The following is a 22246-nucleotide window of genomic DNA, read 5'->3' as shown; positions in this document are numbered from 1 at the left end:
CATAGAATACATGAGCAAGACCGCCGTCATCACCGCCCGTCTCGACGAAGAGACGCTGAAGTCCCTCGATGCGCTGGCCGAAAGCCAGGAGCGCACGCGTGCCTGGCTCGTCGCCAAGGCGGTCGAGCGCTATGTGCGGGAGGAGGTCGAGTTCCTCGCCTTCATCAAGGAAGGCGAGGAGGCGATCGATCGTGGCGACTACCTTACGCATGAGGAAATGATCGCCGATATCAAGAGCTGGAAGCTTGGCAGGAAGCGCGCCGCTTGATGCGCATTCTCTGGTCGCGGTCAGCCCGCGACGATGTCTTTGCGATCGCCGACTATTATGACGCCATCGACCCCGACCTTGCCGAGACGATCGTCGACCGGATCGACGGCGCTGCGTCGATTCTGCTCGGTAGCCCGAATATCGGCCGGCCCGTGATGGGCTCTGGCATTCGCAAATGGAGCGTCCGGCATACGCCGTTCGTGCTGCTCTACGCCGTGCGCGGCACCGATATCGAGATTCGCCGGGTCAGGCATGGCGCCACCGACTGGCTTGCCCAATGACCCGCATCGGCATCCTCGGCGGCTCGTTCAACCCGGCGCATGGCGGGCACCGCGCGATCAGCCTCGCCGCGATCCGCGCGCTCGGGCTCGATGAAGTGTGGTGGCTCGTCTCGCCCGGCAATCCGCTGAAGGACGAGGCAAGCGACATGGCGCCCTTCGCGATCCGCTTCGCCTCGGCGCGGCGCATGGCGCGGCATGCGCCGATCCGGCCGAGCGCGATCGAGCTCGATCTGCACACCCGCTACACCATCGATACGATCCGCGGGCTCAAGCGGCGCTATCCGAAAAAGCGCTTCATCTGGCTGATGGGATCGGACAATCTCGCCCAGTTCGACCGGTGGAAAGACTGGCGCGGCATAGCGCGCGAGGTTCCGATTGCGGTCGTCGCCCGTCCGGGCTATGACGGCCCTGCCCACGCGGCCCCCGCGATGGGTTGGTTGCGGCGCTTCATCCGGCCCGTGGACCAGGCAAAGAGCTGGACGAAGTGGAGAATGCCGGCACTCGTGCTGTTGCGATTCCGCCCCGACCCGACTTCTGCGACCCGGCTTCGTTTGGCCGATCCCGCCTGGCAGCGCCGTTTTGCGCCGTCAGAGCCATCCCCACCCTCGATATAGGAACCGTCTTGGCTTCATCTTCTCCCGTTGTGCGTGCGACCGACCCCGATGAGGTGGAGGCGCTGCACAAGCTCGTCCTGGCGTCGCTCGATGACGATCAGGCAGTCGATACCATCTCGATCCCGCTGGCGGGCAAGAGCAGCATCGCCGATTACATGGTGATCGCAAGCGGCCGCTCGACGCGCCAGGTCGCCTCGATGGCGTCGAAGCTGTCCGAGAAGATCAAGGGCGAGCTTGGCCGCATCACCCGGATCGAGGGCCTGCCGACCGCCGACTGGGTGCTGATCGATGCGGGCGATGTGATCGTCCACCTGTTCCGCCCGGAAGTGCGCAGCTTCTACAATCTCGAACGCATGTGGGCGTTCGGCGACGCGCCGCCTTTGACCCCGGACACCGCGCCGCCGATGCCCGACGCGTAATCATCTTCCGTTCGTGCTGAGCTTGTCGAAGTACTGTTCTTTTCTTTCGATCGTTGAAAGAAAGTGCAGCCCTTCGACAAGCTCAGGGCGAACGGGGTAGGGGGCTGAGATGCTGCTCCATATCGTCGCGCGCGGTCGGATCGGGCGCGGGCCCGAGGCCGAGCTGGTCGATCGTTACGTGAAGCGGCTCGCCTGGTCGGTGAAGCTGACGGAGCTGCCCGATACCGGCGGCAAAATGCCCGCGGTCGACCCTGGCACCCGCATCGTCATGCTCGACGAGACCGGCGAGGTGCTGCCGTCGCGCGTCTTTGCCGACCGGCTGGAGAAATGGCGCGACGGGGGCGTGCGGGAGGCGCGCTTCCTGATCGGGGCGGCCGACGGCTTCGACGACGCCCAGCGCGCCAGTGCGGATCTGCTGCTGTCCTTCGGCCGGGCGACCTGGCCGCACCTCCTCGCCCGGGCGATGCTCGCCGAGCAATTGTGGCGCGCCACGAGCATCCTTGCCAATCATCCCTATCACCGCGAAGGGTGAGCCCATGCGCGGGGCGGGGTGGCAGATCGGATGGGCAGCGGCGGCCGCGCTCGCGGCAGGCGGCGTCGTCATGGCCTCATCCGCCCAGACGCCGGCAGCCGAGCAGAGCCAGCGCCTGGTCGAGGCGAAGCGGCAATCCGCCGCCGCCGCCGCGCGCTCGGCCAAGCTCGAACAGGCGGCGGCACGCGAGCAGAATGAGGCAGCCCAGGCGCGGGCGCAGGAAGCCGCGGTCGCCGCACGAATCCAGCAGGCCGAGGCGGATATCGCCGCCGGGCAGGCCCGCATTGCGATCATCGGCCGCCTGCTCGCCGATCAGCGCGGGCGCCTCGCCGAACGCCAGGGTCCCGTCACCCGGCTGATGGCGGCGCTTCAGTCGCTCGCCCGGCGGCCGGCGCTGATCAGCATCGTCCAGCCCGGCTCGGTCCGTGACATCGTCCATGTCCGCGCGGTGCTCGCCAGCACCCTGCCGGTGGTCCGCGCGCGCACCGCCGGTGTCCGTGCCGATCTAGCCCGCACCCGCCAGCTCCAGGCAAGCGCCTCGCTCGCCACCCGGGCACTGGCCGAGAGCCGTACCCGCCTTGAGGAGCAGCGCCTCGCCTTGACCCGGCTCGAGGCCGAGCACCGGCTGCGCTCGCGCGCGCTCGGGCGCGATGCCCTGTTCGAATCGGACCGCGCCATCGCGCTGGGCGAGCGCGCCCGCGACATCGTCGACCTGATGGACCAGCTCGGCAACCAGGCGACGACTCGGGAACAGCTCCAGTCGTTGCCCGGCCCGTTGCCGCGCCCGCCGCGCCCCGGGGAAGTAGCCTCGCCGGTCGAAACCCTGTCCTGGTCGGCCGGCACGCCGCCCTACAAGCTTCCCGTTGTGGGACGGGTGGTAACCGGGCTGGGCGAGTTGTCCGATGCCGGCGTGCGCTCGCGCGGGCTGACCATCGCCAGCGCGGCCCAGGCGGCGGTGATCGCCCCGGCGGCTGGGCGGATCGCCTATGCCGGCCCGTTTCGCGGCTATGGCACGATCGTGATCATCGACCATGGCGGCGGCTGGACCTCGCTGATCGCCGGGCTCGGCGCCGTCTCGGCTCGGGTGGGGGAGACGGTGGCGCAGGGCTCGCCGATCGGCCGGGCCGGCACCGGCGACGATCCGCGCGTCACCATCGAGCTGCGCCGCCGCGACCGGCCGGTCGACATGACGCCGCTGCTCGGATGAACCTGCGCCGCTCACCTCCGGTTCAGCCGCGCTACGCTTTCATCCGCGGCATTTGATCGCTACGATGCCCGCAAACCGGTTTGGGTAAAAGCTTATGTCACGTGCACTTCTTCAGGCCACCGCGATCGCCGCGGTCCTTGCGATCATCCCCATCGGTACCAGCGCGATGGCGGCGGTCGACAGCGGCACCTATCGCGAGATCGACCAGTTCATGGATGTCTTCAACCGGGTGAAGGTCGATTATGTCGACAAGGTCGACGACAAGACGCTGATCAAGGGCGCCATTTCCGGCATGCTCGCCGCGCTCGATCCGCACAGCGCCTATGAGACCGGGCTCGACTACGACAATCTGCGCATCCAGACGCTCGGCAGCTATGGCGGCCTCGGCCTGACGGTCACCATGGAGGACGGCGCGGTCAAGGTCATCTCCCCGCAGGAAGACACGCCGGGCTGGCGTGCCGGGGTGAAGTCGGGCGACTACATCACGCACATCAACGGCAAGCTGATCTATGGCGACACGCTGGACGAGGCGATCACCCAGATGCGCGGCCCCCCCGGCAGCAAGATCGCGCTGACCCTGATCCGCCCCGGCCGCGACAAGCCGATCGAGGTGTCGATGGTGCGCGAGAAGATCGTGCAGAGGCCGGTGAAGTGGGAGGTCAAGAACGGCATCGGCATCATCAACATCAACACCTTCTCGGAAAATACCGGCGAGGCGACCAAGGCGGCGATCCTCGGTATCGAGAAGTCGCTCGGCCATGCGCCGCTCGGCTATATCGTCGATCTGCGCGACAATGGCGGCGGGCTTCGCGACGAGGCGGTGAGCGTCGCCGACAATTTCCTCAACAGCGGGGAGATCGTGTCGGAGCGCGGCCGCGAGAAGAACGACATCCAGCGCTTCTATGCGCGCAACGGCGATTATGCCCGCGGCCTGCCGGTGATCGTGCTGACCAATGCCGGCACCGCATCGGCGTCGGAGATCGTCGCCGGCGCGCTGCAGGATCATCACCGCGCGCTGGTCATGGGCGAACGCTCGTTCGGCAAGGGATCGGTGCAGACCGTGCTCGATCTCGGCAACAATACCGCGCTGCGCCTCACCACCTCGCGCTATTATACCCCGTCGGGCCGGTCGGTGCAGGAAGGCGGGATCGAGCCCGACATCAAGGTGCCGCAGATCTCCGACGCCGATTACAAGGCGCGCCCGGTGTTCCGCGAGGCCGATCTGCGCCGCCACCTGATCAACGAGGTGAAGGCGGACAATTCGGTGCTCGAGGAAGACACCAAGACCGATCCGCGCTTCGCCGCCACGCCCGAGCAGCTCAAGGCCAAGGGTATCGAGGACTTCCAGCTCGATTATGCGCTGAAGACCCTCGCCCGGCTCGGCACCACGCCGCCGGCGCAGGTGGCGGCGGTCGCGAAGAAGTGAGCCCTTTCCCTGCCCGTCGCCCCGGAAAGCCAAAGCTCGAACGCATCGTGCCACGACCGATGACGGCGCTTGTTGAAAGATGGATGCCGGAACCTGTCCGGCATGACGAGGTAGAATGATGACCAGGGACCGTTTCCCCACCGCACGCCTGCTCGCGCTGCTGATCCCGGCGGCGCTGATGGCCGGCGCGCTCGGGTCGCAGTTCATCGGCGGGCTGTTCCCGTGCGAGATGTGCCATTGGCAGCGCTGGCCGCATTACACCGCGATCGCGCTGGCGGTGCTCGCCTTCGTGGTGCCCGGCGCGGCCCTCAAGCGCGGGCTCGTCGCGCTGGCGGCGATCGCGATCCTGGTCAGCGGCGCCATCGGCGTATTCCATGCCGGCGTCGAATATCATTGGTGGCAGGGTATCACCGCGTGCAGCACCACGATGCAGGGCAGCGGCGGCTCGGTCGAGGACATGCTGAAGCGCATCATGGATGCGCCGGTCGTGCGCTGCGACGTGGCGCAATGGACCCTGTTCGGCATCTCGCTCGCCGGCTTCAACGCGATCATCTCGCTCACCGGTGGCCTTGCCGTCCTGTGGCTGCTGCGCCGCCCGCGCACGCCATCGGCCTTTGCGCGATGAACGGCTGGCGGCCAGGCGACCCGAAGCGCGCGACCCGGTCGATGATCCGGGTCGATCAGGCGGGCGAATATGGCGCGACGCGCATCTATGCCGGCCAGCTCGCGGTGATGGGCGACCGCACGCCGGCCGCGCGCAAGATCGCCGGCATGGCCGGGCAGGAGGAACGCCACCGCGCCTTTTTCGACGCGATGATGGCGCGGCGCGGCGTTCGCCCGACCCTGCTCCAGCCCTTCTGGGATGTCGCCGGCTTCGCGCTCGGCGCGGTGACGGCGGCGCTCGGGCCGGAGGCGGCGATGGCCTGCACCGCCGCGGTCGAGACGGAGATCGACAAGCATTATTCGGAACAGCTCGCCCTGCTGGGCGACAGCGATCCGGAACTATCGGCGGCGATTGCGGATTTTCAGGCGGAGGAGGTCGAGCACCGCGAAACCGCGCTCGCCTCCGGTGCCGAGCGGGCGCCGGCCTATCCCCTGCTGAGCGGTCTCATCCGTCTCGGCTGCAAGGCGGCGATCGCAACCGCGAAACGCGTCTGACGGGGCGGATTGAGGACGGGAGAGAATGATGATTGTCAGGATCATGGTGTCAGCCCTGGCGCTGGCCGCGGCCGGCCTGGCCGCTGTCCCGGTCGCGGCCCAGGTCGTCGGGCCCTCGCTGCCCGGTCCGCGGGTGGTGGTGCCGAAGGGCCCGGCCGAGGTGTCGCGCAGCGCGCCGGTCAATGGCGTCGTCACCCTGTTCGGCAACGAACGCTGCCCGACCAATTCGGAAGGCGGCGAGGTCGTCGTCTGCGTGCGCGGCAACCCCAGCGAGCAGTTCCGCATTCCCAAGGACGTGCGCGAATTGCAGATCACGCCCGAGAATCAGAGCTGGGCCGTGAAGGCGCAGGGGCTGGTCAACGACACCACCGTTGGCGGCGGCATCGGAAGCTGCTCGACGGTCGGCGCGGGCGGGCAGAGCGGCTGCTTCCTCCAGCAGGCGCAGCAGGCCAAGCGCGAGAACCAGCAGAAAAAGGCCGCCCAGCAGCGGCTCGAGGATTCGTTGCCCTGATCTTTTGACCTCTTATGGCGGCTTCGGTTAGGGATCTCCCTTTCCGCTAAGGGGGCAGGCAATGGCGACGATGACGGCCGGAACGGCGCGGGCAAACCCGCTCGCCGTTGATGGCTATGAGAAATTCCTGGCGATCGCGGCGGCGGTGCTGTTGGCGACGGTGCTGGTGGCGCTGGCGCGGGGCTATCCGCATTGGGGCATGGTCCCGGTCCTGGTCTGGGCGCATCTCGCGACGATCCTCCCCGCGCTGGCGCTGACCTCGGTGATGCTGCTGCGCCCGCGCGGTGACGGCCTTCACCGCCTGCTCGGCAGGATCTGGGTCGCGGCGATGCTCCTGACCGCGATCATCTCCTTCGGCGTGCGCGAGAGCCACGGCAATCTCGGGGTCATCCACATCATCTCCGCCTATGTCGTGCTGGTCGCGCCGCTCATCTGGTGGACGGCGCGCAACCATCAGGTTACGCGGCACCGCAGGATGGTGCGCGGCATGGTGACGGGCGCGCTGCTCATCGCCGGCTTCTTCACCTTCCCTTTCGGACGCATGCTCGGCGCCTGGCTATTCGGCTGACATCGTGACCCAGACGATCTCCTCCACGCCCGTCCGCGCGCCGCACAAGCTCGCGCTCGGCCTGTTCATCCTGGTGTGGATCTCGATCAGCTGGTTCGGCTCGTCAGCGTACAACGCCAACAACGCGACCCGCATGTTCGCCGCGATCTCGCTGGTCGAACAGCATGATGCGACGATCGACGAGTTTCGCGACCTGACGATCGACAAGGCGGCGTTCGGCAAGCACACCTATCTCGACAAGGCACCGGGCATGACGATCATGACCATGCCTGCCGTGTGGATCGCCGATATGCTGACCGGCACGACCGCGACCCATATGTCCAAGGATATCGGCAGCCAGGACCTCTGGGATTATATGCGGCTGCGGCTGCGCATCGCGGTGGCGATGACGGTCGCGGTGCTGACCGCCTTTGCCGCCGTGCTGCTGCTCGATCTCGCGACCGGCATCACCGGCAGCCCGCGCGCCGGCTTCGTCACCGCGCTCGCTTATGCGATGGCGACCCCGGTGTGGGGCTGGTCGACCACCCTGTTCGGCCATGCCCCGGTTGGTGCGCTGCTGCTGATCGCGACCTGGGCGATCTGGCGCGGCACCTCGGGCGAGCGGGAGATCGGGCGGATTCGTTATCCGATCATGGCCGGCCTGGCGCTCGGCTGGGCGCTGGTCGTCGAATTCCCCGCGGTCATCCCCGCCTTGCCGATCGGCATCTGGGTGCTCTGGCGGACGCGGAACATCGCCTGGACGGCCCGGGCACGGCTGTTCGGCATCGCGGTGGCGGCGGGCATCGTCGCGCTGTTGCCGCTGCTCGCCTATAATACGATCGCCTTCGGCACGCCGTTCAAGGTCGGGTATCAGGGCGTGGTCGGCTTCAACGGCATGCAGCAGGGCTTTTTCGGCCTCACCTATCCCAAGGCGGAGGTGCTGTGGCAGATCGTCTTCGGCACCGAGCGTGGCATTGTCTGGCTGGCGCCCGTCCTGCTGCTCGCGCCCTTCGGGCTGGTCCGGCTGATCCGCGCGCCGCAGACGCGCGATCTCGGCTGGCTCTGCGCGACGATCACGATCGCCATGCTGCTGTACAATGCCGCCTATGTCTATTGGGACGGCGGCCATTCCACCGGCCCGCGCCATTCGCTGCCGATGGTCGGTTTCCTCTGCCTGGGGATCGCGCCCTTGTGGCAGGCGTGGAGCGCGACGGGCAGGGGCTGGCTCGCCGGGTTGATCGGCTCGGGCCTGTTCATCAATTTCGGCGTCGCCGCCTGCGAGATCGCGGCGCCGCACGGCTATCGCTTCCCGCTGATCGACCCGGTCATGACCCGCCTGTTTCGCGGTGAGGTCAACACCATCGCCGGCGAGTATTGGGGCTGGCAGGGCGCGATCGGCCTGGTCCCCTATCTGGTCGTGGCGGTGCCGCTGCTCGCCTGGCTGGTCCGGCTGGCGATCTTGTCGCCGGCGGCGCGGGGGGATATCAACGCGGCTCCCGCGTGACTGGCGAATCGTGGAGCACCACGGGGAAGCGCGGGAGGTACTGACGCCGCTCGCCTGGGCAGATCTCTTGACCAAGGAGAGTCACCATGCCCGACTTCACGCCTATCCGCGTCGCCTTCCTGCTCTTCCCGAACGTCACCCAGCTCGATCTGACCGGCCCGGCACAAGTCCTGTCGCGGCTCGGCAATGTCACGATCGACCTCGTCGCGCGCGACAGGGCGCCGGTGCCGACCGATGCCGGTTTCGCCCTGTTGCCGACCGCCAGCTTCGCCGATGCGGCCCAGCCCGACATCCTCTGCATCCCCGGCGGCTTCGGCGTGAACGATGCGATGGAGGATGCGGCCACGCTTGCCTGGGTCGAACGGGCGGCCGCCGGCGCTACCTGGGTGACGAGCGTCTGCACCGGTGCGCTGCTGCTCGGCGCGGCCGGGTTGCTCAAGGGCTACCGTGCGACGACCCATTGGGCATCGCACCACCACCTCGCCGCGTTCGGCGCGATCCCGGTGAAGGAACGCGTGGTGATCGACCGCAACCGCGCGACCGGCGGCGGGGTGACGGCCGGCATCGACTTCGGCCTCGCCCTGACCGCGGCGATCCGCGGCGAGGCGCATGCCCGGCTGGTCCAGCTCAGCCTGGAATATGACCCGTCACCGCCGTTCGATTCGGGATCGCCCGAGCGGGCCGATGCGGAAACGCTGGCGCAATATCGGGCGCTCGTCGCGAAATCCGCACCGGGCCGTGATGCGCAGACCGAGGCCGCGGCGGAGCGGATGATGCGCGGTACTTCCTGACCCATCCCCCCGTTGCGTTCCCCGGCGAAGGCCGGGGTCCAGTTCGGGAAGATCAGAGGATCAAGCGTTGCGCGCTGTTATCAAAGACATCCCGACTGGACCCCGGCCTCCGCCGGGGAAGCAGAAAGTGGCCGCCAGCCTCAGCGTGGATTCAGCAGAAACACCACATATCCCCGAAACTGCGGATGCGCCTCCAGCCCCGGCGGCGCCCGCCATTCCCCGCCCTGCAATAAGCCAATGCGGAACGGGATCTTCATCCGGTCGAGCCGCGCGAGATAGCCGGCATAGCCGGGGATCACCCGCCGTCCCTGATAGATCTGCAGCACCACCTCATCGACCGCCCCCGCCAGCGCGTCGAGGCCGCGGGGATCGCCATTGCTACTCCAGTCGAGCAGGCCGGTGATGCCCAGCCGGCAATCGGCGGGAAGGCGGCGGCGCAGATCCTTCAGGAACGCTGCATAGTTTTCGAGGTGCCGGGTGCGCGCATCGAAATCGATCTGCACGCCGACCACCTTGTTCCCCGCCGCGCGCCACCGCGCGAGCTGCGCCAGGACCTGGGCATAGACCGCGGGCGGCCACTTGATCGTCTCGACCCGCACCACCATCCAGACTTCGGGGCCACGCACCCGCGGCACCGCCGGGCGCTGCGCGGCCAACCGCACGGGTTGGCGGACCGACACCTGGCCCTGCAGCAGATACAGGGTCTTCGCCGTTGCGAGCGCGGGTTGCGGCTTGACCCCCGCCCACAACCAGAAGGCATCGTACCGGGCGGCATCGACCCGCTCGTGGGCCCGGGCGGCGCCCGGCAGGGAGAGCGCCAGCATCAGGGCAAGGAGGCGACCCGCCCTACCAATAATAACGCAGCTCCTGCGCCCAGCGCGATGCCGGATAGTCCTTTTTCAGCCGGGTAAACCACGCCTTGCGCTGCGCGATCAGCACCTCGGTACCGCCGCAGCTATTATTGCCGGATGTCGCATAGCAGTTGATCGCGCGAAACAGGGCATAGGCCTTGTCGGGGGCTGGTGCCTTCGGGTCGGCGATGATGCCCTTGTACAGCTCGAGCCGCGAGAAGGATCCGCCCGGGAACAGGGAAGGGGTGCCGCCCAGCTCGTCCGCCGGCTGCCTGGCATCGAGAATATAACCGTCGAACCCGGTCGCCCGCATGAAATCGGCGAGACACAGCAGCGCCGTCGCATTGCGCGGTTCGGCGGCAAGCTGTCGCGCAACCTCCTTCAGCGCCGGGCAGTCATAATCGCCCATGCTCTTGGTCTGGCCGAACATGCCGGTCGGCGCCTGGTCCCCGCCGCGCAGGTCGTAGAAATTGCCCTCGGCGGGCGCGTCGGCCGGCACCAGCGCCTGATCGGCCAGGAAGTCGCGATAGGCGCCCCGCGTCAGATCCTTGTAGAGCAGCGTGAACAGCGCGACGTCGCGCTCGTGTTTCGGCGCCTGCATGTCTTTCGCCTGGCGCCGCAGCAGCGCCGGGCCGGCGACATTGGTCAGCAGTATCTCGCGAATGTCGGGCGTGCGCACCGGCGATCCGGCGGCGAACAGCCCGTCGAGCGCCCCGGCCCGCTCGTCATGCAATGCCAGAGCGAGCTCGATCGCCGGGCGCTGGAACGGGCGCTTCGTGCCCGGCAGCATCTCGAGCCAGAAGCCGCGCGCATTGCGATCCTTCACCGCGTCGAGCGCGGCACCGCGCAGCATCTGGCGGCTGAACTCGAGATAGGAGAAATCGGCCTGCCGCGCCGCATCCGGGATCAGCGTCAGCACGGCATCGGGCTTGTCCTGGACGAAGAAGGCATGCGCCGCGAGCAGATAGGTGAACAGCGCCGGGTTGGCGGCGAAACGCGGGCGCTGCGCCTCAAGATCGGCCAGGCTGATCGGCGGTTCGTCCGACGGGGTGAGGAGGTTGCCCTTGTTGTCGCGCATCCGGCCAAGGTCGAGCACGGCAAGCAGGATCGGATCGGTCGTGTCGGCGATCTTCAGCCGGGGCAGCAGCTTGTTGTCGATCTCGTCGGCCAGCGCGCCGCCATCGACGCCGCCGCCGACACCACCCTGGGCGAACAGCGCGGCATATTCGGCACCCAGCTTGTCGTCTCGTCCGCCGAGCCAATAGACCCGGCGCAGCAGCCCGCGCGCCGACCCGGCATAGAGGCCCTTGGGATAATCGCGGAGATAGGCACGCAGTGCCGCTTCGGCCCCCGCGATCACCGCCGCATTGGCAACGGCTGCCCCTTTGGGATAGCCATACTCATCAAAGGCGTCGATCTGCGCCCGGTTCACCTCGACCCGGCCGATCATGTAATCCGCCGTCTCGCGCAGCCAGGGCTGGTCGGCGCCGTGCAGCGCGGCGAAGCGCGCGGCGGCGGTGTCGTAATCGCCGCCGTAAAAGGCATTGGCGCCTTGCAGGTAGCGGACAAACGCCTTGCCGGTCGATGATTTGATCCGGTCGGCGATGCCGGCGTCACCGCTCGCGCCGGTGCAATTGGGCTGGAGCGCCCGCCGCGCCGTGATCAGCGCCGTCCGTTCAGCCTCCGGTACCTGCCGCGCCGTGCCCAGCGCGGTCGCGAACGCCTCTGTGCCGCTGTCGTTGCTCCGGCAGCGCGATCCCTCGCCCTCGGCATAGCTGGTGTCGGCGGTCTGGTCGGCCTGCGGAAAATAATATTTCTGGAAAGCCAGCCAGTCGAACAAGGCGAGCGGCGGCGCAGGCGCGTCGCCGCCCGGCTTGCCGCTGCGCATGTCGAGCAGCAACAGGCTGAGATTGACACGCGTGTCGTTGGCGGGGCCGATGATCGCCATGTCGGCGCACCCGGTCATCGCCTTGTGCTTCAGCTTCCATTCCTGCGTGCAGCCGAAATCGCCGCTCGCCCGGGCGGGGGCCTGCCACGCCAGCGACAGCAGTACCGCCACGACCAGCGCGCCTATCCGAAACATCGCGTCACTCTCCTGCTCGACGCCCCCCCTTTGCACCGGGACAGGCCGGCGGGTCGAGCGCGAAGCGACGGCCGCGATGAATCCGGGCCTCAGGGCTTCGCCGTGCCGTCCCGTTCGCCGGCGAGGCGGGTCTCGAACACGGTCCGGTACTTCGCCACATAGGCACGGCAGGCGCCAGGATCGACGAACGGGTTGGGCGCCTTGCGGTTGAGGAAGCTGGCCATCTTCACATCGCCGCCCGATGCATCCGGGTGCGAGGTGACCAGGATGTCGCAGGGCAGGGCCGCGAAGGCGTCGAAGGTCTTGCGGAACGACGCGACGACCGCGGCATGCGCCGGATCGGTGAAGCGATAGCCGTCGGCCGAGATCGGGTTGAGGCTCGATCCGAACACGATATTGCGGCAGGCGCCGGCCGCGCAGGACCGCCAGGTCCAGCTCATGCTGCCTGCCGTATGGCCCGGCGTCGCGCGCGCGGTGACGGTGGTGTCGCCCAGCCGCAGCGTCTCGCCGTCCTTCATCGTCCGGATGTTCGTCGGCGCTGGAAAGGCTGCGAGCTCGCCGAATTGCGGATCGTCCGCCTCGCTATGGCCGAGCCCTAGGGTCCGGGCGCCCGCCTTGCTCGCCACCACCTGAGCGCCGCTGTCGCGGGCCAGCGCGGCCAGGCCGCCGGCATGGTCGAAATGCGGCTCGGTGCTCAGGATGAACTTCACATCCTTCACCCGGAAACCGAGCTGGCGGATATGCGCCTCGACCTGCGCCACCCCCTGCGGGACGCCGCCATCGATCAGGATCAGGCCGGCGCTGGTGCGGATCAGCCCGACATTCAGCGCACCGAACCCGACCAGATAGAAATTGCCATGGATGCGCACCGGCGCCTGCGGCGTCAGCCAGCGCGCGGCGGCCTCGGGCGCGATCGGCCGGGTCAGCGGATCGTCCGCCTGTGCGCCGGCCATCGCCGCCACCGACGCCATCACCGCCCCTACCACGCCGCCGACTATCATCCGCTTCATCGCTCGTTCTCCCAAATTGCTCGCGCGACGATGTCGCGGCGCCGCCCGCCCGACAAAGCATCTTATCTCGACGGAGACCCCAATTGGATTTGGGGCTCCGCCGCTTGTCGCGCTCAGGGGGTAATGAGCATTGGGTTGGAAGTCCGGGTGAGACGAAAGCGGCGCCGTCTACTGACCTACACCGATTGCCACCACTCGGCCGGTCTTCTTTTCGACGGTGATCCACGCGTCACCTCCGGTCCCCGCTTCCAGATCCCAGAAATATACCCGCCAATTTCGACCTTGGGAGTCGACTCTATGCTGGAGCCGGCGCCGCCGATCGGAAGGGAAATACATGCCATATTGGTCGACGAGAGCGGTTTTGGCGCGCTGAGCGGCCTGTTCGCGGTCAACCGGACCATCGACGGAACACGCCGCGAGCAACAACGCCAGGACAACCGTGGATCGGAGCATCTCCGTTCTAGGGTGCAGCTTGCTCATTGCCGATGAAGCCCATCTTGAACCCGGTGGCCCAGGCCACGTTCAACAGGCAGGCCATAGCCCCGTCCTCGGAGGGAGCGTCTGTTGCGTGCCGCATCACCCAGTCAGGGCTAAGCGCGTGCGGGCCATAGCGGGATTGAAGAGCCTGATCCGCGCCGCACAGTTGCTCGACTTCGCGGCCGAACACCGCGTCGTCGGTCACACCGGCCTCATACTTGGGTAGTCGGTCCAGAAGATGATGGGCCTTCAACCATTTAAGAGCCTCGGACGTCGTCAATGCTGCCGAACGCGCCTCCCTGATTGCATTGAAGCGGGGCTGAATAGACGGGGCCAGCTCCACGTCATAAAAGCTCGACGCTTTGTCCACACAGGTAAGCTGCCGATCGGAAACCGCCGCTGCCGGAACTACAAGTATGTCGGCGTCCAGGGTCTTATCAGACCTCACGGTCACCGCGCCCACCCCGCAAGCGGCCACGCGCTGGGCGGCAACTTGGGGCGAGATTTGCTCATACCCATCAAGGAACGATGCCGAAAGCTGGGCTGCGGCGATCAAGATGGCGGCTGCGAACATCTACCCAAACATCTCTTCTTTCAGGAGGTACGAAAAGCTAAGCCTAGGCTCATAAACCTTGAATGGCCGGGATGGGTGGAAAGCTGTCCTTTAGCGAGGCCTGAATCCGCGCTATGTCGGCCTTAAAGCGCATGGAATTGGGGTGGACGTGTTTCGGCTAGTTTACGACCTGGGGACGTCGCCTGACCAATGGTGGAGGGAGGTGGGCTGGATGTTCCTGCTTCCGCTCGCGGGGCTACTCTCGATATTTATACCAGAGAAGATACGCAATTCTCCGTTTTATCGCGGTCCCAAAGGGACTGCGGCGAAAGTATTTGGCTTAGCTTTCTGTCTGATCACAGGATCAATTGCGAGCTTCGCCACGATAAACCATTTTTGCCAAAAGGCTGACTTCGAAGCGTTGGAACGAAGAGGGCAGTTGTCGTTCGTGGAGGGGTGCTTGCAAGGTTTTCACCCTATGCCGCATTCGGGGCATGACTCCGAGCGCTTGTTTGTAGCGGGGCGGAGATTTAGCTACTCCGACTTTGACGAGAGTTCACCCGCCTTCAACAATACGGAAGCGTATGGCGGCCCGATACACTCGGACAGCGGCGTAAAAATCTGGCACTCTGGAAATAGCATCATCCGGTTGGCGGTACGAGATCATGCGTGCCCACCAGCGCCTGACGTCTCTTAAACATCGGCTATTGGGGCGAAAACGGTCGTCGTCGGCCAGCCGGTGCACATGCCGACGTCCCCACCTGGTCGATGCCCGATATCGATTCAGTTTGCCGATCGTTGGCCGCATCATCGCGCGAACGGGTAGCGGCATCTGTTTCGCCGGCCCGGATGCGCAGGAAAGACACCGCATGGTCTCGGCATATCATTCTCATAATTCGGCAAGTATGGCGCCGGTAAAGTGCATGCCGTCGCGGCGCCCTACCAGGAATACTTCCCGCCCCGTTCCGATGTCGTGTGTCGAAACATTAGAAAAACGACAGCCCATAGGCTCGCGCAGCTCGAAAAATCGGGGTCGACGTTGGGTGGCAAAAATCCCGCAATACTTGGCATGGACCGGATCGATTGATCTCCCGTTACTGGAAAATCCGCCTCCGATACTTGCCGAATCAACCCCGGATCTAGTCCTTCGGCTTGGCCTTCAGCCCCCGCACCCGGTGCCAGATGTAAAAGCCGGCGAGTGCGACCAGCACCACGCCGATCAGCGCGTCGGCGCTGTGGAACGCCGCCTTCATGCGCGGGTCGCTGTTCCATTTGTCGCCCAGCACCATGCCGACCCAGGCGAGGCCGAAGCACCAGGGCCAGGATCCGATGAAGGTGTAGATATGGAACGGCACCAGCTTCATCCGTGCGACACCCGCCGGGAAAGCGATGAACGACCGGATCACCGGCAGCAGCCGCCCGATCAGCACCGCCTGATTGCCCCAGCGGTCGAAGAAGCGGTCTGCCATGTCGAGCTCGCCCGGGCCGATCAGCACATATTTGCCCCAGCGCTCGGCCAGCGGCCGCCCGCCGCGCTTGCCGACTTCATAGGCGACGATCGAGCCCAGGTTGCAGCCGATCGCCCCGGCGGTCGCCGCGAGGTACAGGTTGAACTGGCCGACCGACACGAGATAGCCCGCGAACGGCATGATGATCTCGGACGGCAGCGGGATGCAGGCCGATTCGATCGCCATCAGCAGCGCGATGCCGAGATATCCCCCCCGGGAGATGACGGCGATGGTGAAGGTCGCGAGTATCGCGATGATTTTCTCGATCATGGGTTCCCCCTTTCTGCGAAGCGGGCGTTTGTCGCCAGTGGAAAATCTGTCGGGGCGGTTCGCGGGATGCTAGGAAGGGGCTTCATCCGACAGAGGCCCTGCATGACCGACGACGACAAACGCGCCGCAGCCCTTGCCGCGGTGGAGGAAGTGAAGTCGGGCATGCTGGTGGGGCTCGGCACCGGCTCGACCGCTGCCTTCGCGATCGGCCGGCTGGGCGAACTGGTGCGCGGCGGGCTCGATATCCGCGCGGTGGCGACCTCGCTCCGCACCGAATCGATGGCGCGCATGGCGGGTATCACGCTGGTCGATTTCGCGACCGTCGAGTCGGTCGATCTCACCATCGACGGCGCCGATGAGATCGACGGCCGGCTGTACGCGATCAAGGGGGCCGGGGGCGCCATGCTCCGCGAAAAGATCGTCGCCGCCGCCTCGCGCCGGATGATCGTGATCGCCGACGACTCGAAGCGGGTCGAACGGATCGGCAAGGCGAAGCTGCCGGTCGAGGTGCTGCCCTTCGCCCGCGCCTTTGTCGCGACTCGGCTCGCGGATCTCGGCGCGAAAGTGGTTCAGCGCGATGCGCGGTCGGATCAGGGCAATATCATCCTGGACTGTTTTTTCGCTGAAATGCCCGATCCTTGCGCCCTGGCCATGGGGCTTTCTGCGATCCCCGGCGTTCTCGGGCATGGCCTTTTCCTTGACGAGGTCGATTGCGCCTATATCGGCGGGGGCGGCCGCGTGATCCGGCTCGACAGATAGCAACCACCAGCCTCCGGGGGCGTTCGGCCACCGGAATACGAAAGCGAGTTTACTCCATGTCCGACGCCGCAACGGCCAGCGCCCCCGTCAAGGGTCTCCACGAAGACGGTTCGCCCGAACGCCTGGCGATCGACACCATCCGCACGCTCTCGATGGACGCTGTGCAGAAGGCGAATTCCGGCCACCCCGGCACGCCGATGGCGCTCGCGCCGGTCGGTCACACACTATGGTCGCAGTTCCTGCGCACCGATCCGGACAAGCCCGACTGGCCCAATCGCGACCGTTTCGTGCTCTCGGTCGGCCACGCCTCGATGCTGCTCTACGCGCTGCTGCACCTCGCCGGCGTCAAGGAGATCGATCGCGACGGCAAGCCGACCGGCAATCTCGCCGTCAGCCTCAATGACATCGAGCAGTTCCGCCAGCTCGGCTCGAAGACGCCGGGCCATCCCGAATATCGCCACACCACCGGCGTCGAGACGACGACCGGCCCGCTCGGCGCAGGCTGCGGCAACTCGGTCGGCATGGCGATCGCGGAGCGCTGGCTCGCCGCGCGCTACAACAAGCCGGGCTTCGACCTGTTCGACCATGACGTCTATACGCTGTGCGGCGACGGCGACATGATGGAGGGCGTCTCGGCCGAGGCCGCCTCGCTCGCCGGCCACCTCAAGCTGTCCAACCTGTGCTGGATCTACGACAGCAACCATATCAGCATCGAGGGCGACACGAATCTCGCGTTCGACGAGGATGTCGGTATGCGCTTCCAGGCCTATGGCTGGAATGTCATCCATGTCGATGACGCCAATGATTGCGGCGCGCTGGCCGATGCGTTCGCCAGCTTCAAGGCGACCAATGACCGCCCGACCTTCATCGTCGTGCATTCGATCATCGGCTGGGGCAGCCCCCGCGCCGGCAGCGAGAAGGCGCATGGCGAGCCGCTCGGCGCCGAGAATATCAAGGCGACCAAGCTGGCCTATGGCTGGCCCGAGGACGCCGACTTCCTGGTGCCGGACGGCGTCGCCGAAGCGTTCGAAAAGTCGATCGCCGATCGCGGCCGGCCGCTGCGCGAAGCCTGGGAGGCGATGTTCGCCGACTATCGCAAGGCCAATGGTGATCTCGCGGCGGAACTCGACCTGCTGCTCAAGGGCGAACTGCCCGAGGGTTGGGACGCCGATATCCCGGTGTTCGACGCCGACGAGAAGGGCATTGCCTCGCGCGATGCGGGCGGCAAGGTGCTCAACGCCATTGCCAACCGCGTGCCGTTCCTGATCGGCGGCTCGGCCGATCTCGCGCCCTCGACCAAGACCGACGTGAAGGGCAAGGCGTCGTTCGAGGCCGATAATTATGGCGGCTCCAACTTCCATTTCGGCGTGCGCGAGCATGGCATGGGCGCGGTCGTGAACGGCATGGCGCTGTCGCACCTGCGCTCCTACGGCTCCACCTTCATGGTCTTTGCCGATTATATGCGCCCGCCGATCCGCCTCGCCGCGATCATGGAGCTGCCCTCTATCTTCGTCTTCACGCATGATTCGATCGGCGTGGGCGAGGACGGCCCGACCCATCAGCCGATCGAGCATCTCGCCACGCTGCGCGCGATTCCCGGCCTCGATACGATCCGCCCCGGCGACGCGAACGAGACTGCCTGGGCGTGGCGCGCCGCGCTGGAGGACAAGTACCGGCCGACCAGCCTGGTCCTGTCGCGCCAGGCGCTGCCGACGCTCGATCGGACGAAATATGCTTCGGCCGAAGGCCTGATGAAGGGCGCTTACATCCTCGCCGGCGATGCCGACCCGGAGGTCATCCTGATCGCCACGGGCAGCGAAGTGTCGCTGGCGGTCAAGGCGCATGAGGAACTTACTGCTCAGGGCGTGCGCTCGCGCGTCGTGTCGATGCCGAGCTGGTATCGCTACGAGCTGCAGGATCAGGCCTATAAGGAATCGGTCCTGCCCAAGGGCGTCACCGCCCGTATCGCGATCGAGATGGGCGGCGAGATCGGTTGGGATCGGTATGTCGGGCTCGACGGCAAGACGGTCACCATGTCGACCTTCGGCGCCTCCGCCCCGATCGCGAAGCTGCAGGACAAGTTCGGGTTCACCGTCGACAATGTCGTGAAGGTCGCCCGCGAATTGCTCGGAAAGGATTGATCATGAGCCTCCTCAAGGATCTCGCCGCCAAGGGCCAGGCCGTCTGGCTCGATTTCGTCGACCGCAAGTTCCTCGCCGAAGGCGGGTTGCAGAAGCTGGTCGACGAGGATGGCCTGACCGGCGTCACCTCCAACCCGTCGATCTTCGAAAAGGCGATGGGGCATGGCGACGCCTATGACGCCGCACTTGCCGAATTCGACCGTGCGCATCCCGGCGCGCCCGCGATGGCGCGGTACGAGCACCTCGCCATCCAGGATATCCAGACCGCGGCCGACACGCTTCGCCCGGTCTATGACCGGCTGAATGCCAAGGACGGCTATGTCAGCCTGGAGGTTTCGCCCTATCTCGCCAACGACACCGACGGCACCATCGCCGAGGCGAAGAAGTTGTGGGCGGCGGTCGACAAGCCGAACCTGATGATCAAGATCCCCGGCACGCCCGCCGGCGTTCCGGCCATCGCCGCGACGATCGATGCAGGGATCAACGTCAACGTCACGCTGCTCTTCTCGATCGAGGCGTACAAGGCGGTGGCCCTCGCCTATGTCGACGGGCTCGAGGATCGCGCGTTGCGCGGCGAGCCGATCGACCGGATCGCCAGCGTCGCCAGCTTCTTCGTCAGCCGTATCGACAGCAAGATCGACGACAAGATCGATGCCCGCGTGAAGGACGGCGATGCCGAGGCGGAGGCGCTGAAGGCCGTGCGCGGCAAGGTCGCCATCGCCAACGCCAAGCTGGCCTATGCCTGGTATGAGGAATTCATCGACTCGGATCGCTGGCAGGCGCTGGCTGCCAAGGGTGCGATGCCGCAACGGCTGCTCTGGGCGTCGACCGGCACCAAGAACCCGGACTATCCCGACACGCTCTATCTCGACACGCTGATCGGCAAGGACACGGTCAACACCGTGCCGCCCAAGACCATGGATGCGTTTCGCGACCATGGCACTGCGGCGGAAACGCTGACCCAGGATGTCGATGCCGCCCGCCACACGCTCGCCGAGGCAGAACGGCTCGGCCTGGATTTGAACGGGGTCACGGATACCTTGGTCGAGGAAGGCGTTGCGTCTTTCACCGCTGCGTTCGACACCCTGCTCGGGGCGATCGCTGCGAAGCATCCAGAAACGGCCAACTGACGCCCCACCCACCCGGAGATTGCCAATGCGTATCGGACTGATCGGCCTTGGCCGCATGGGTGGAAACATTGCGCGGCGGCTGATGCGGGCGGGGCATGAAACCGTCGCGTTCGACCGCGATCCCAAGGCCGTCGCCGAACTGGTCGGGGACGGTGCGGTCGGCGCCGACTCGCTGGAGGACATGCACGCCAAGCTCGCCAGCCCGGCGATCTTCTGGGTGATGCTCCCCGCCGGCGCGCCGACCGAGGATACGATCGCGACCATCGCCGGCTTCGCGAAGCCCGGCGACATCGTCATCGATGGCGGCAACAGCTTCTACAAGGACGATATCCGCCGGGCGAAAGCCCTGGCGGAGAAGCAGATCCGTTATGTCGATGTCGGTACCTCGGGCGGCGTCTGGGGGCTGGAGCGCGGCTATTGCATGATGGTCGGCGGCGACAAGGAAGCGGTCGACCTGCTCGATCCGATCCTCGCGGCGCTAGCGCCCGGCCTCGGCACGATCCCGCGCACGCCCAATCGCGGCGACAAGAGCGAGGATCCGCGCGCCGAGCAGGGCTATATCCATGCCGGCCCTCCAGGCTCGGGCCATTTCGTGAAGATGGTCCATAACGGCATCGAATACGGCCTGATGCAGGCCTATGCCGAGGGCTTCGACATCCTGAAGGGCAAGTCTTCGGAGAAGCTGCCCGAGGACGAGCGTTTCGATCTCAACCTGACCGACATCGCCGAAGTATGGCGGCGCGGCAGCGTGATCTCGTCCTGGTTGCTCGACCTGTCGGCCTCGGCCCTGGCCGACGACCAGCAGCTCGACAAATTTTCCGGCAAGGTCGCCGATTCGGGCGAGGGCCATTGGACGATCGAGGCAGCGATGGAAGAGGCGGTGCCGGTCAACGTGCTCAGCGCCGCCCTGTTCGCGCGCTATCGCAGCCGGGTCGACCACACCTTCGGCGACAAATTGCTCTCGGCCATGCGCTTCGGTTTCGGCGGCCATGTAGAGATGCCTCAATGAGTGGGGCCGTCAGGCTCGTCGTCTCCGATCTCGATGGCACCCTGGTCGACAGGAAGAAGCAGCTGACGCCCGGCACGATCGCCGCGGTCGGCCGGCTGCGCGCCGCAGGCATCGGCTTCACCATCATCAGCGCGCGGCCGCGATCGGGCATGATGCCGATCGCCGATGCGCTGGCGATCGACGATGTGATGGGCGCCTTCAACGGCGGCACCATCTTCCGCCGTGATGGAACGGTGGTGGAACAGCATCGGATCGATCCGGACGTGGTGCGCGGCGTGTTCGACCTGATCGCCGGTGCGGCGGTCGATATCTGGGTGTTCGCCGACGACCTCTGGTATGCCAGCAACGAGCAGGGCCATCATGTCGATTCCGAGCGGGTGTCATCGAACCAGGCGCCCGTGATCGTGTCCGACTTCACGGCATTGTATGACCGCGCCGACAAGCTCACCTTCGTCAGCGACGATCCGGCTCTGCTCGGCGCGCTGACCGAGCGCGCGGCGGCGGCGTTCGGGGCACGGGCGACCGTGGTGCAGTCCCAGACCTATTATCTCGACGTCACCGCGCTCACGGCGAACAAGGGCGACGGCGTCACCCATCTGGCAGCGGCGCTCGGCGCCCCGCTGGCGCAGACCGCCGTGCTCGGCGACCAGGGCAATGACCTGGCGATGTTCGCCCGCGCCGGCCTGTCGATCGCCATGGGGCAGGGCCCGGCCGAGGTGCGCGCCAAGGCGGATTTCGTGACCGGTGCGAACGACGCGGACGGCGTCGCGCAGGCAATCGACGGCATCATCCTGCCGCGCGCATGACCGAAATCCCCCTCCCGCTTGCGGGAGGGGCTAGGGGAGGGCCTGTCCTCCCGAGCGCGGCACATGATGACAGGCCCTCCCCCGACCCCTCCCGCAAGCGGGAGGGGAGTATTGGGCGACCGATTCAACCAGGCTGACAATCGTGGGATCAGTGCCGACGGGGTGCTCCATCGACCCGATCCGCTCCTTCTTGTATCTGGACATCCTCGTCGCGGCTTGATTGTCTGCGATGAGCGTCGGGGAGGGTGGCCGCCCTCCCCGGCGCGGCGGCGATGTCGCCCGTTCTTTCTCTGGCTGAACAGCCGTCACTGAGCCAGGGACCATCGCCGTTGTCACGCACGACCGAACAGTCGGTTGATTTCCCAATCGCACAGACAAGACAGGTTACCGT

23 protein-coding genes and 1 riboswitch are annotated in these 22246 nt (G+C 66.5%); of the genes, 18 read left to right on the top strand and 5 right to left on the bottom strand.

Annotated features, from left to right (window positions below; genetic code table 11):
- The first annotated feature begins 10 nt into the window (after nucleotides 1-10).
- The 13 genes from AC1DT7_RS00115 (at nucleotide 11) to AC1DT7_RS00055 (ending at nucleotide 9258) form a co-directional block, all read left to right on the top strand.
- Nucleotides 11-268 (top strand): CopG family ribbon-helix-helix protein, encoded by a 258-nt coding sequence (locus AC1DT7_RS00115; protein WP_478033392.1) that lies wholly within the window; start codon nucleotides 11-13, stop codon nucleotides 266-268.
- Nucleotides 268-549, top strand: coding sequence for a type II toxin-antitoxin system RelE/ParE family toxin (locus AC1DT7_RS00110; RefSeq protein ID WP_478034223.1), 282 nt, complete (start codon nucleotides 268-270; stop codon nucleotides 547-549). The genes AC1DT7_RS00115 and AC1DT7_RS00110 overlap by 1 nt, the downstream gene beginning before the upstream one ends.
- On the top strand, nucleotides 546-1163 hold the full coding sequence (locus tag AC1DT7_RS00105; RefSeq protein ID WP_478033391.1) for a nicotinate-nucleotide adenylyltransferase: 618 nt from the start codon (nucleotides 546-548) through the stop codon (nucleotides 1161-1163). The genes AC1DT7_RS00110 and AC1DT7_RS00105 overlap by 4 nt, the downstream gene beginning before the upstream one ends.
- Nucleotides 1164-1171: 8 nt before the next feature.
- On the top strand, nucleotides 1172-1582 hold the full coding sequence (gene rsfS / locus AC1DT7_RS00100) for a ribosome silencing factor (protein WP_478033390.1): 411 nt from the start codon (nucleotides 1172-1174) through the stop codon (nucleotides 1580-1582).
- Between the two features lie 109 nt (nucleotides 1583-1691).
- The gene (locus AC1DT7_RS00095) at nucleotides 1692-2114 is read left to right on the top strand and encodes a 23S rRNA (pseudouridine(1915)-N(3))-methyltransferase RlmH (protein ID WP_478033389.1); all 423 of its coding nucleotides are present in this window, start codon (nucleotides 1692-1694) and stop codon (nucleotides 2112-2114) included.
- Nucleotides 2115-2118: 4 nt separating this feature from the next.
- On the top strand, nucleotides 2119-3321 hold the full coding sequence (locus AC1DT7_RS00090; RefSeq protein ID WP_478033388.1) for a murein hydrolase activator EnvC family protein: 1203 nt from the start codon (nucleotides 2119-2121) through the stop codon (nucleotides 3319-3321).
- A gap of 94 nt (nucleotides 3322-3415) precedes the next feature.
- A complete protein-coding gene (locus AC1DT7_RS00085; RefSeq protein WP_478033387.1) occupies nucleotides 3416-4747 on the top strand; it encodes a S41 family peptidase in 1332 nt (443 codons plus the stop codon).
- Nucleotides 4748-4865: 118 nt separating this feature from the next.
- Nucleotides 4866-5372 carry a disulfide bond formation protein B gene (locus AC1DT7_RS00080; protein WP_478034221.1) on the top strand — a complete coding sequence of 169 codons (507 nt, stop codon included), beginning with the start codon at nucleotides 4866-4868 and terminating at the stop codon, nucleotides 5370-5372.
- Nucleotides 5369-5905: a demethoxyubiquinone hydroxylase family protein gene (locus AC1DT7_RS00075; RefSeq protein ID WP_478033385.1), complete on the top strand. Its 537-nt coding sequence runs from the start codon at nucleotides 5369-5371 to the stop codon at nucleotides 5903-5905. Before AC1DT7_RS00080 ends, AC1DT7_RS00075 begins: the two co-directional genes overlap by 4 nt.
- A gap of 25 nt (nucleotides 5906-5930) precedes the next feature.
- A complete protein-coding gene (locus AC1DT7_RS00070) occupies nucleotides 5931-6416 on the top strand; it encodes a hypothetical protein (protein ID WP_478033384.1) in 486 nt (161 codons plus the stop codon).
- A gap of 61 nt (nucleotides 6417-6477) precedes the next feature.
- A complete protein-coding gene (locus AC1DT7_RS00065; RefSeq protein WP_478033383.1) occupies nucleotides 6478-6984 on the top strand; it encodes a DUF2306 domain-containing protein in 507 nt (168 codons plus the stop codon).
- Between the two features lie 4 nt (nucleotides 6985-6988).
- Nucleotides 6989-8467 (top strand): hypothetical protein, encoded by a 1479-nt coding sequence (locus AC1DT7_RS00060; protein WP_478033381.1) that lies wholly within the window; start codon nucleotides 6989-6991, stop codon nucleotides 8465-8467.
- Nucleotides 8454-8534: riboswitch (ZMP/ZTP riboswitch) on the top strand. (Overlaps the previous gene by 14 nt.)
- Before the next feature lie 19 nt (nucleotides 8535-8553).
- Nucleotides 8554-9258, top strand: coding sequence for a DJ-1/PfpI family protein (locus AC1DT7_RS00055; RefSeq protein WP_478033380.1), 705 nt, complete (start codon nucleotides 8554-8556; stop codon nucleotides 9256-9258).
- A 140-nt stretch (nucleotides 9259-9398) separates the two neighbouring features.
- Here the strand turns inward: AC1DT7_RS00055 and AC1DT7_RS00050 are convergent, their stop codons facing one another.
- From AC1DT7_RS00050 to AC1DT7_RS00030, 5 genes are all read right to left on the bottom strand, one after another.
- Nucleotides 9399-10082 carry a DUF3142 domain-containing protein gene (locus AC1DT7_RS00050; RefSeq protein ID WP_478033379.1) on the bottom strand — a complete coding sequence of 228 codons (684 nt, stop codon included), beginning with the start codon at nucleotides 10080-10082 and terminating at the stop codon, nucleotides 9399-9401.
- Nucleotides 10083-10104: 22 nt separating this feature from the next.
- Nucleotides 10105-12192, bottom strand: coding sequence for a PA5441 family protein (locus tag AC1DT7_RS00045; protein ID WP_478033377.1), 2088 nt, complete (start codon nucleotides 12190-12192; stop codon nucleotides 10105-10107).
- An 89-nt stretch (nucleotides 12193-12281) separates the two neighbouring features.
- Entirely contained in the window at nucleotides 12282-13202 is a 921-nt protein-coding gene (gene bla / locus AC1DT7_RS00040; RefSeq protein ID WP_478033376.1) for a subclass B3 metallo-beta-lactamase, read from the bottom strand.
- A 460-nt stretch (nucleotides 13203-13662) separates the two neighbouring features.
- Nucleotides 13663-14253: a hypothetical protein gene (locus tag AC1DT7_RS00035; RefSeq protein ID WP_478033375.1), complete on the bottom strand. Its 591-nt coding sequence runs from the start codon at nucleotides 14251-14253 to the stop codon at nucleotides 13663-13665.
- A 1118-nt stretch (nucleotides 14254-15371) separates the two neighbouring features.
- Entirely contained in the window at nucleotides 15372-16010 is a 639-nt protein-coding gene (locus tag AC1DT7_RS00030; protein ID WP_478033374.1) for a DedA family protein, read from the bottom strand.
- A 102-nt stretch (nucleotides 16011-16112) separates the two neighbouring features.
- On the opposite strand from AC1DT7_RS00030, the gene rpiA reads away from it, so the two are divergent.
- The 5 genes from rpiA to AC1DT7_RS00005 are packed head-to-tail and all read left to right on the top strand — an operon-like array spanning nucleotide 16113 to nucleotide 21855.
- A complete protein-coding gene (gene rpiA / locus AC1DT7_RS00025; protein ID WP_478033373.1) occupies nucleotides 16113-16769 on the top strand; it encodes a ribose-5-phosphate isomerase RpiA in 657 nt (218 codons plus the stop codon).
- A gap of 56 nt (nucleotides 16770-16825) precedes the next feature.
- Complete coding sequence (tkt, locus tag AC1DT7_RS00020; protein WP_478033372.1) at nucleotides 16826-18910, top strand: transketolase; 2085 nt, start codon at nucleotides 16826-16828, stop codon at nucleotides 18908-18910.
- 2 nt (nucleotides 18911-18912) lie between these two features.
- On the top strand, nucleotides 18913-20040 hold the full coding sequence (gene tal, locus AC1DT7_RS00015; protein ID WP_478033371.1) for a transaldolase: 1128 nt from the start codon (nucleotides 18913-18915) through the stop codon (nucleotides 20038-20040).
- Between the two features lie 25 nt (nucleotides 20041-20065).
- On the top strand, nucleotides 20066-21049 hold the full coding sequence (gene gnd / locus AC1DT7_RS00010) for a phosphogluconate dehydrogenase (NAD(+)-dependent, decarboxylating) (protein ID WP_478033370.1): 984 nt from the start codon (nucleotides 20066-20068) through the stop codon (nucleotides 21047-21049).
- On the top strand, nucleotides 21046-21855 hold the full coding sequence (locus AC1DT7_RS00005; protein WP_478033369.1) for a Cof-type HAD-IIB family hydrolase: 810 nt from the start codon (nucleotides 21046-21048) through the stop codon (nucleotides 21853-21855). Before gnd ends, AC1DT7_RS00005 begins: the two co-directional genes overlap by 4 nt.
- Nucleotides 21856-22246: the final 391 nt, after the last annotated feature.

It is taken from the genome of Sphingomonas sp. P3_C6, from assembly GCF_056402595.1.
The sequence above is the reverse complement of the archived record's forward strand: the minus strand, read 5'-3'. Positions and strand labels throughout refer to the sequence as shown.

Bases quoted from the DNA above. Each gene is read 5' to 3' on its own strand.
- AC1DT7_RS00115 (WP_478033392.1), top strand. From the start codon at position 11: ATGAGCAAGACCGCCGTCATCACCGCCCGTCTCGACGAAGAGACGCTG.
- AC1DT7_RS00110 (WP_478034223.1), top strand. From the start codon at position 268: ATGCGCATTCTCTGGTCGCGGTCAGCCCGCGACGATGTCTTTGCGATC.
- AC1DT7_RS00105 (WP_478033391.1), top strand. From the start codon at position 546: ATGACCCGCATCGGCATCCTCGGCGGCTCGTTCAACCCGGCGCATGGC.
- AC1DT7_RS00095 (WP_478033389.1), top strand. From the start codon at position 1,692: ATGCTGCTCCATATCGTCGCGCGCGGTCGGATCGGGCGCGGGCCCGAG.
- AC1DT7_RS00090 (WP_478033388.1), top strand. From the start codon at position 2,119: ATGCGCGGGGCGGGGTGGCAGATCGGATGGGCAGCGGCGGCCGCGCTC.
- AC1DT7_RS00085 (WP_478033387.1), top strand. From the start codon at position 3,416: ATGTCACGTGCACTTCTTCAGGCCACCGCGATCGCCGCGGTCCTTGCG.
- AC1DT7_RS00080 (WP_478034221.1), top strand. From the start codon at position 4,866: ATGACCAGGGACCGTTTCCCCACCGCACGCCTGCTCGCGCTGCTGATC.
- AC1DT7_RS00075 (WP_478033385.1), top strand. From the start codon at position 5,369: ATGAACGGCTGGCGGCCAGGCGACCCGAAGCGCGCGACCCGGTCGATG.
- AC1DT7_RS00070 (WP_478033384.1), top strand. From the start codon at position 5,931: ATGATGATTGTCAGGATCATGGTGTCAGCCCTGGCGCTGGCCGCGGCC.
- AC1DT7_RS00065 (WP_478033383.1), top strand. From the start codon at position 6,478: ATGGCGACGATGACGGCCGGAACGGCGCGGGCAAACCCGCTCGCCGTT.
- AC1DT7_RS00055 (WP_478033380.1), top strand. From the start codon at position 8,554: ATGCCCGACTTCACGCCTATCCGCGTCGCCTTCCTGCTCTTCCCGAAC.
- AC1DT7_RS00050 (WP_478033379.1), bottom strand. From the start codon at position 10,082: ATGCTGGCGCTCTCCCTGCCGGGCGCCGCCCGGGCCCACGAGCGGGTC.
- AC1DT7_RS00045 (WP_478033377.1), bottom strand. From the start codon at position 12,192: ATGTTTCGGATAGGCGCGCTGGTCGTGGCGGTACTGCTGTCGCTGGCG.
- bla (WP_478033376.1), bottom strand. From the start codon at position 13,202: ATGAAGCGGATGATAGTCGGCGGCGTGGTAGGGGCGGTGATGGCGTCG.
- AC1DT7_RS00035 (WP_478033375.1), bottom strand. From the start codon at position 14,253: ATGTTCGCAGCCGCCATCTTGATCGCCGCAGCCCAGCTTTCGGCATCG.
- AC1DT7_RS00030 (WP_478033374.1), bottom strand. From the start codon at position 16,010: ATGATCGAGAAAATCATCGCGATACTCGCGACCTTCACCATCGCCGTC.
- rpiA (WP_478033373.1), top strand. From the start codon at position 16,113: ATGACCGACGACGACAAACGCGCCGCAGCCCTTGCCGCGGTGGAGGAA.
- tkt (WP_478033372.1), top strand. From the start codon at position 16,826: ATGTCCGACGCCGCAACGGCCAGCGCCCCCGTCAAGGGTCTCCACGAA.
- tal (WP_478033371.1), top strand. From the start codon at position 18,913: ATGAGCCTCCTCAAGGATCTCGCCGCCAAGGGCCAGGCCGTCTGGCTC.
- gnd (WP_478033370.1), top strand. From the start codon at position 20,066: ATGCGTATCGGACTGATCGGCCTTGGCCGCATGGGTGGAAACATTGCG.
- AC1DT7_RS00005 (WP_478033369.1), top strand. From the start codon at position 21,046: ATGAGTGGGGCCGTCAGGCTCGTCGTCTCCGATCTCGATGGCACCCTG.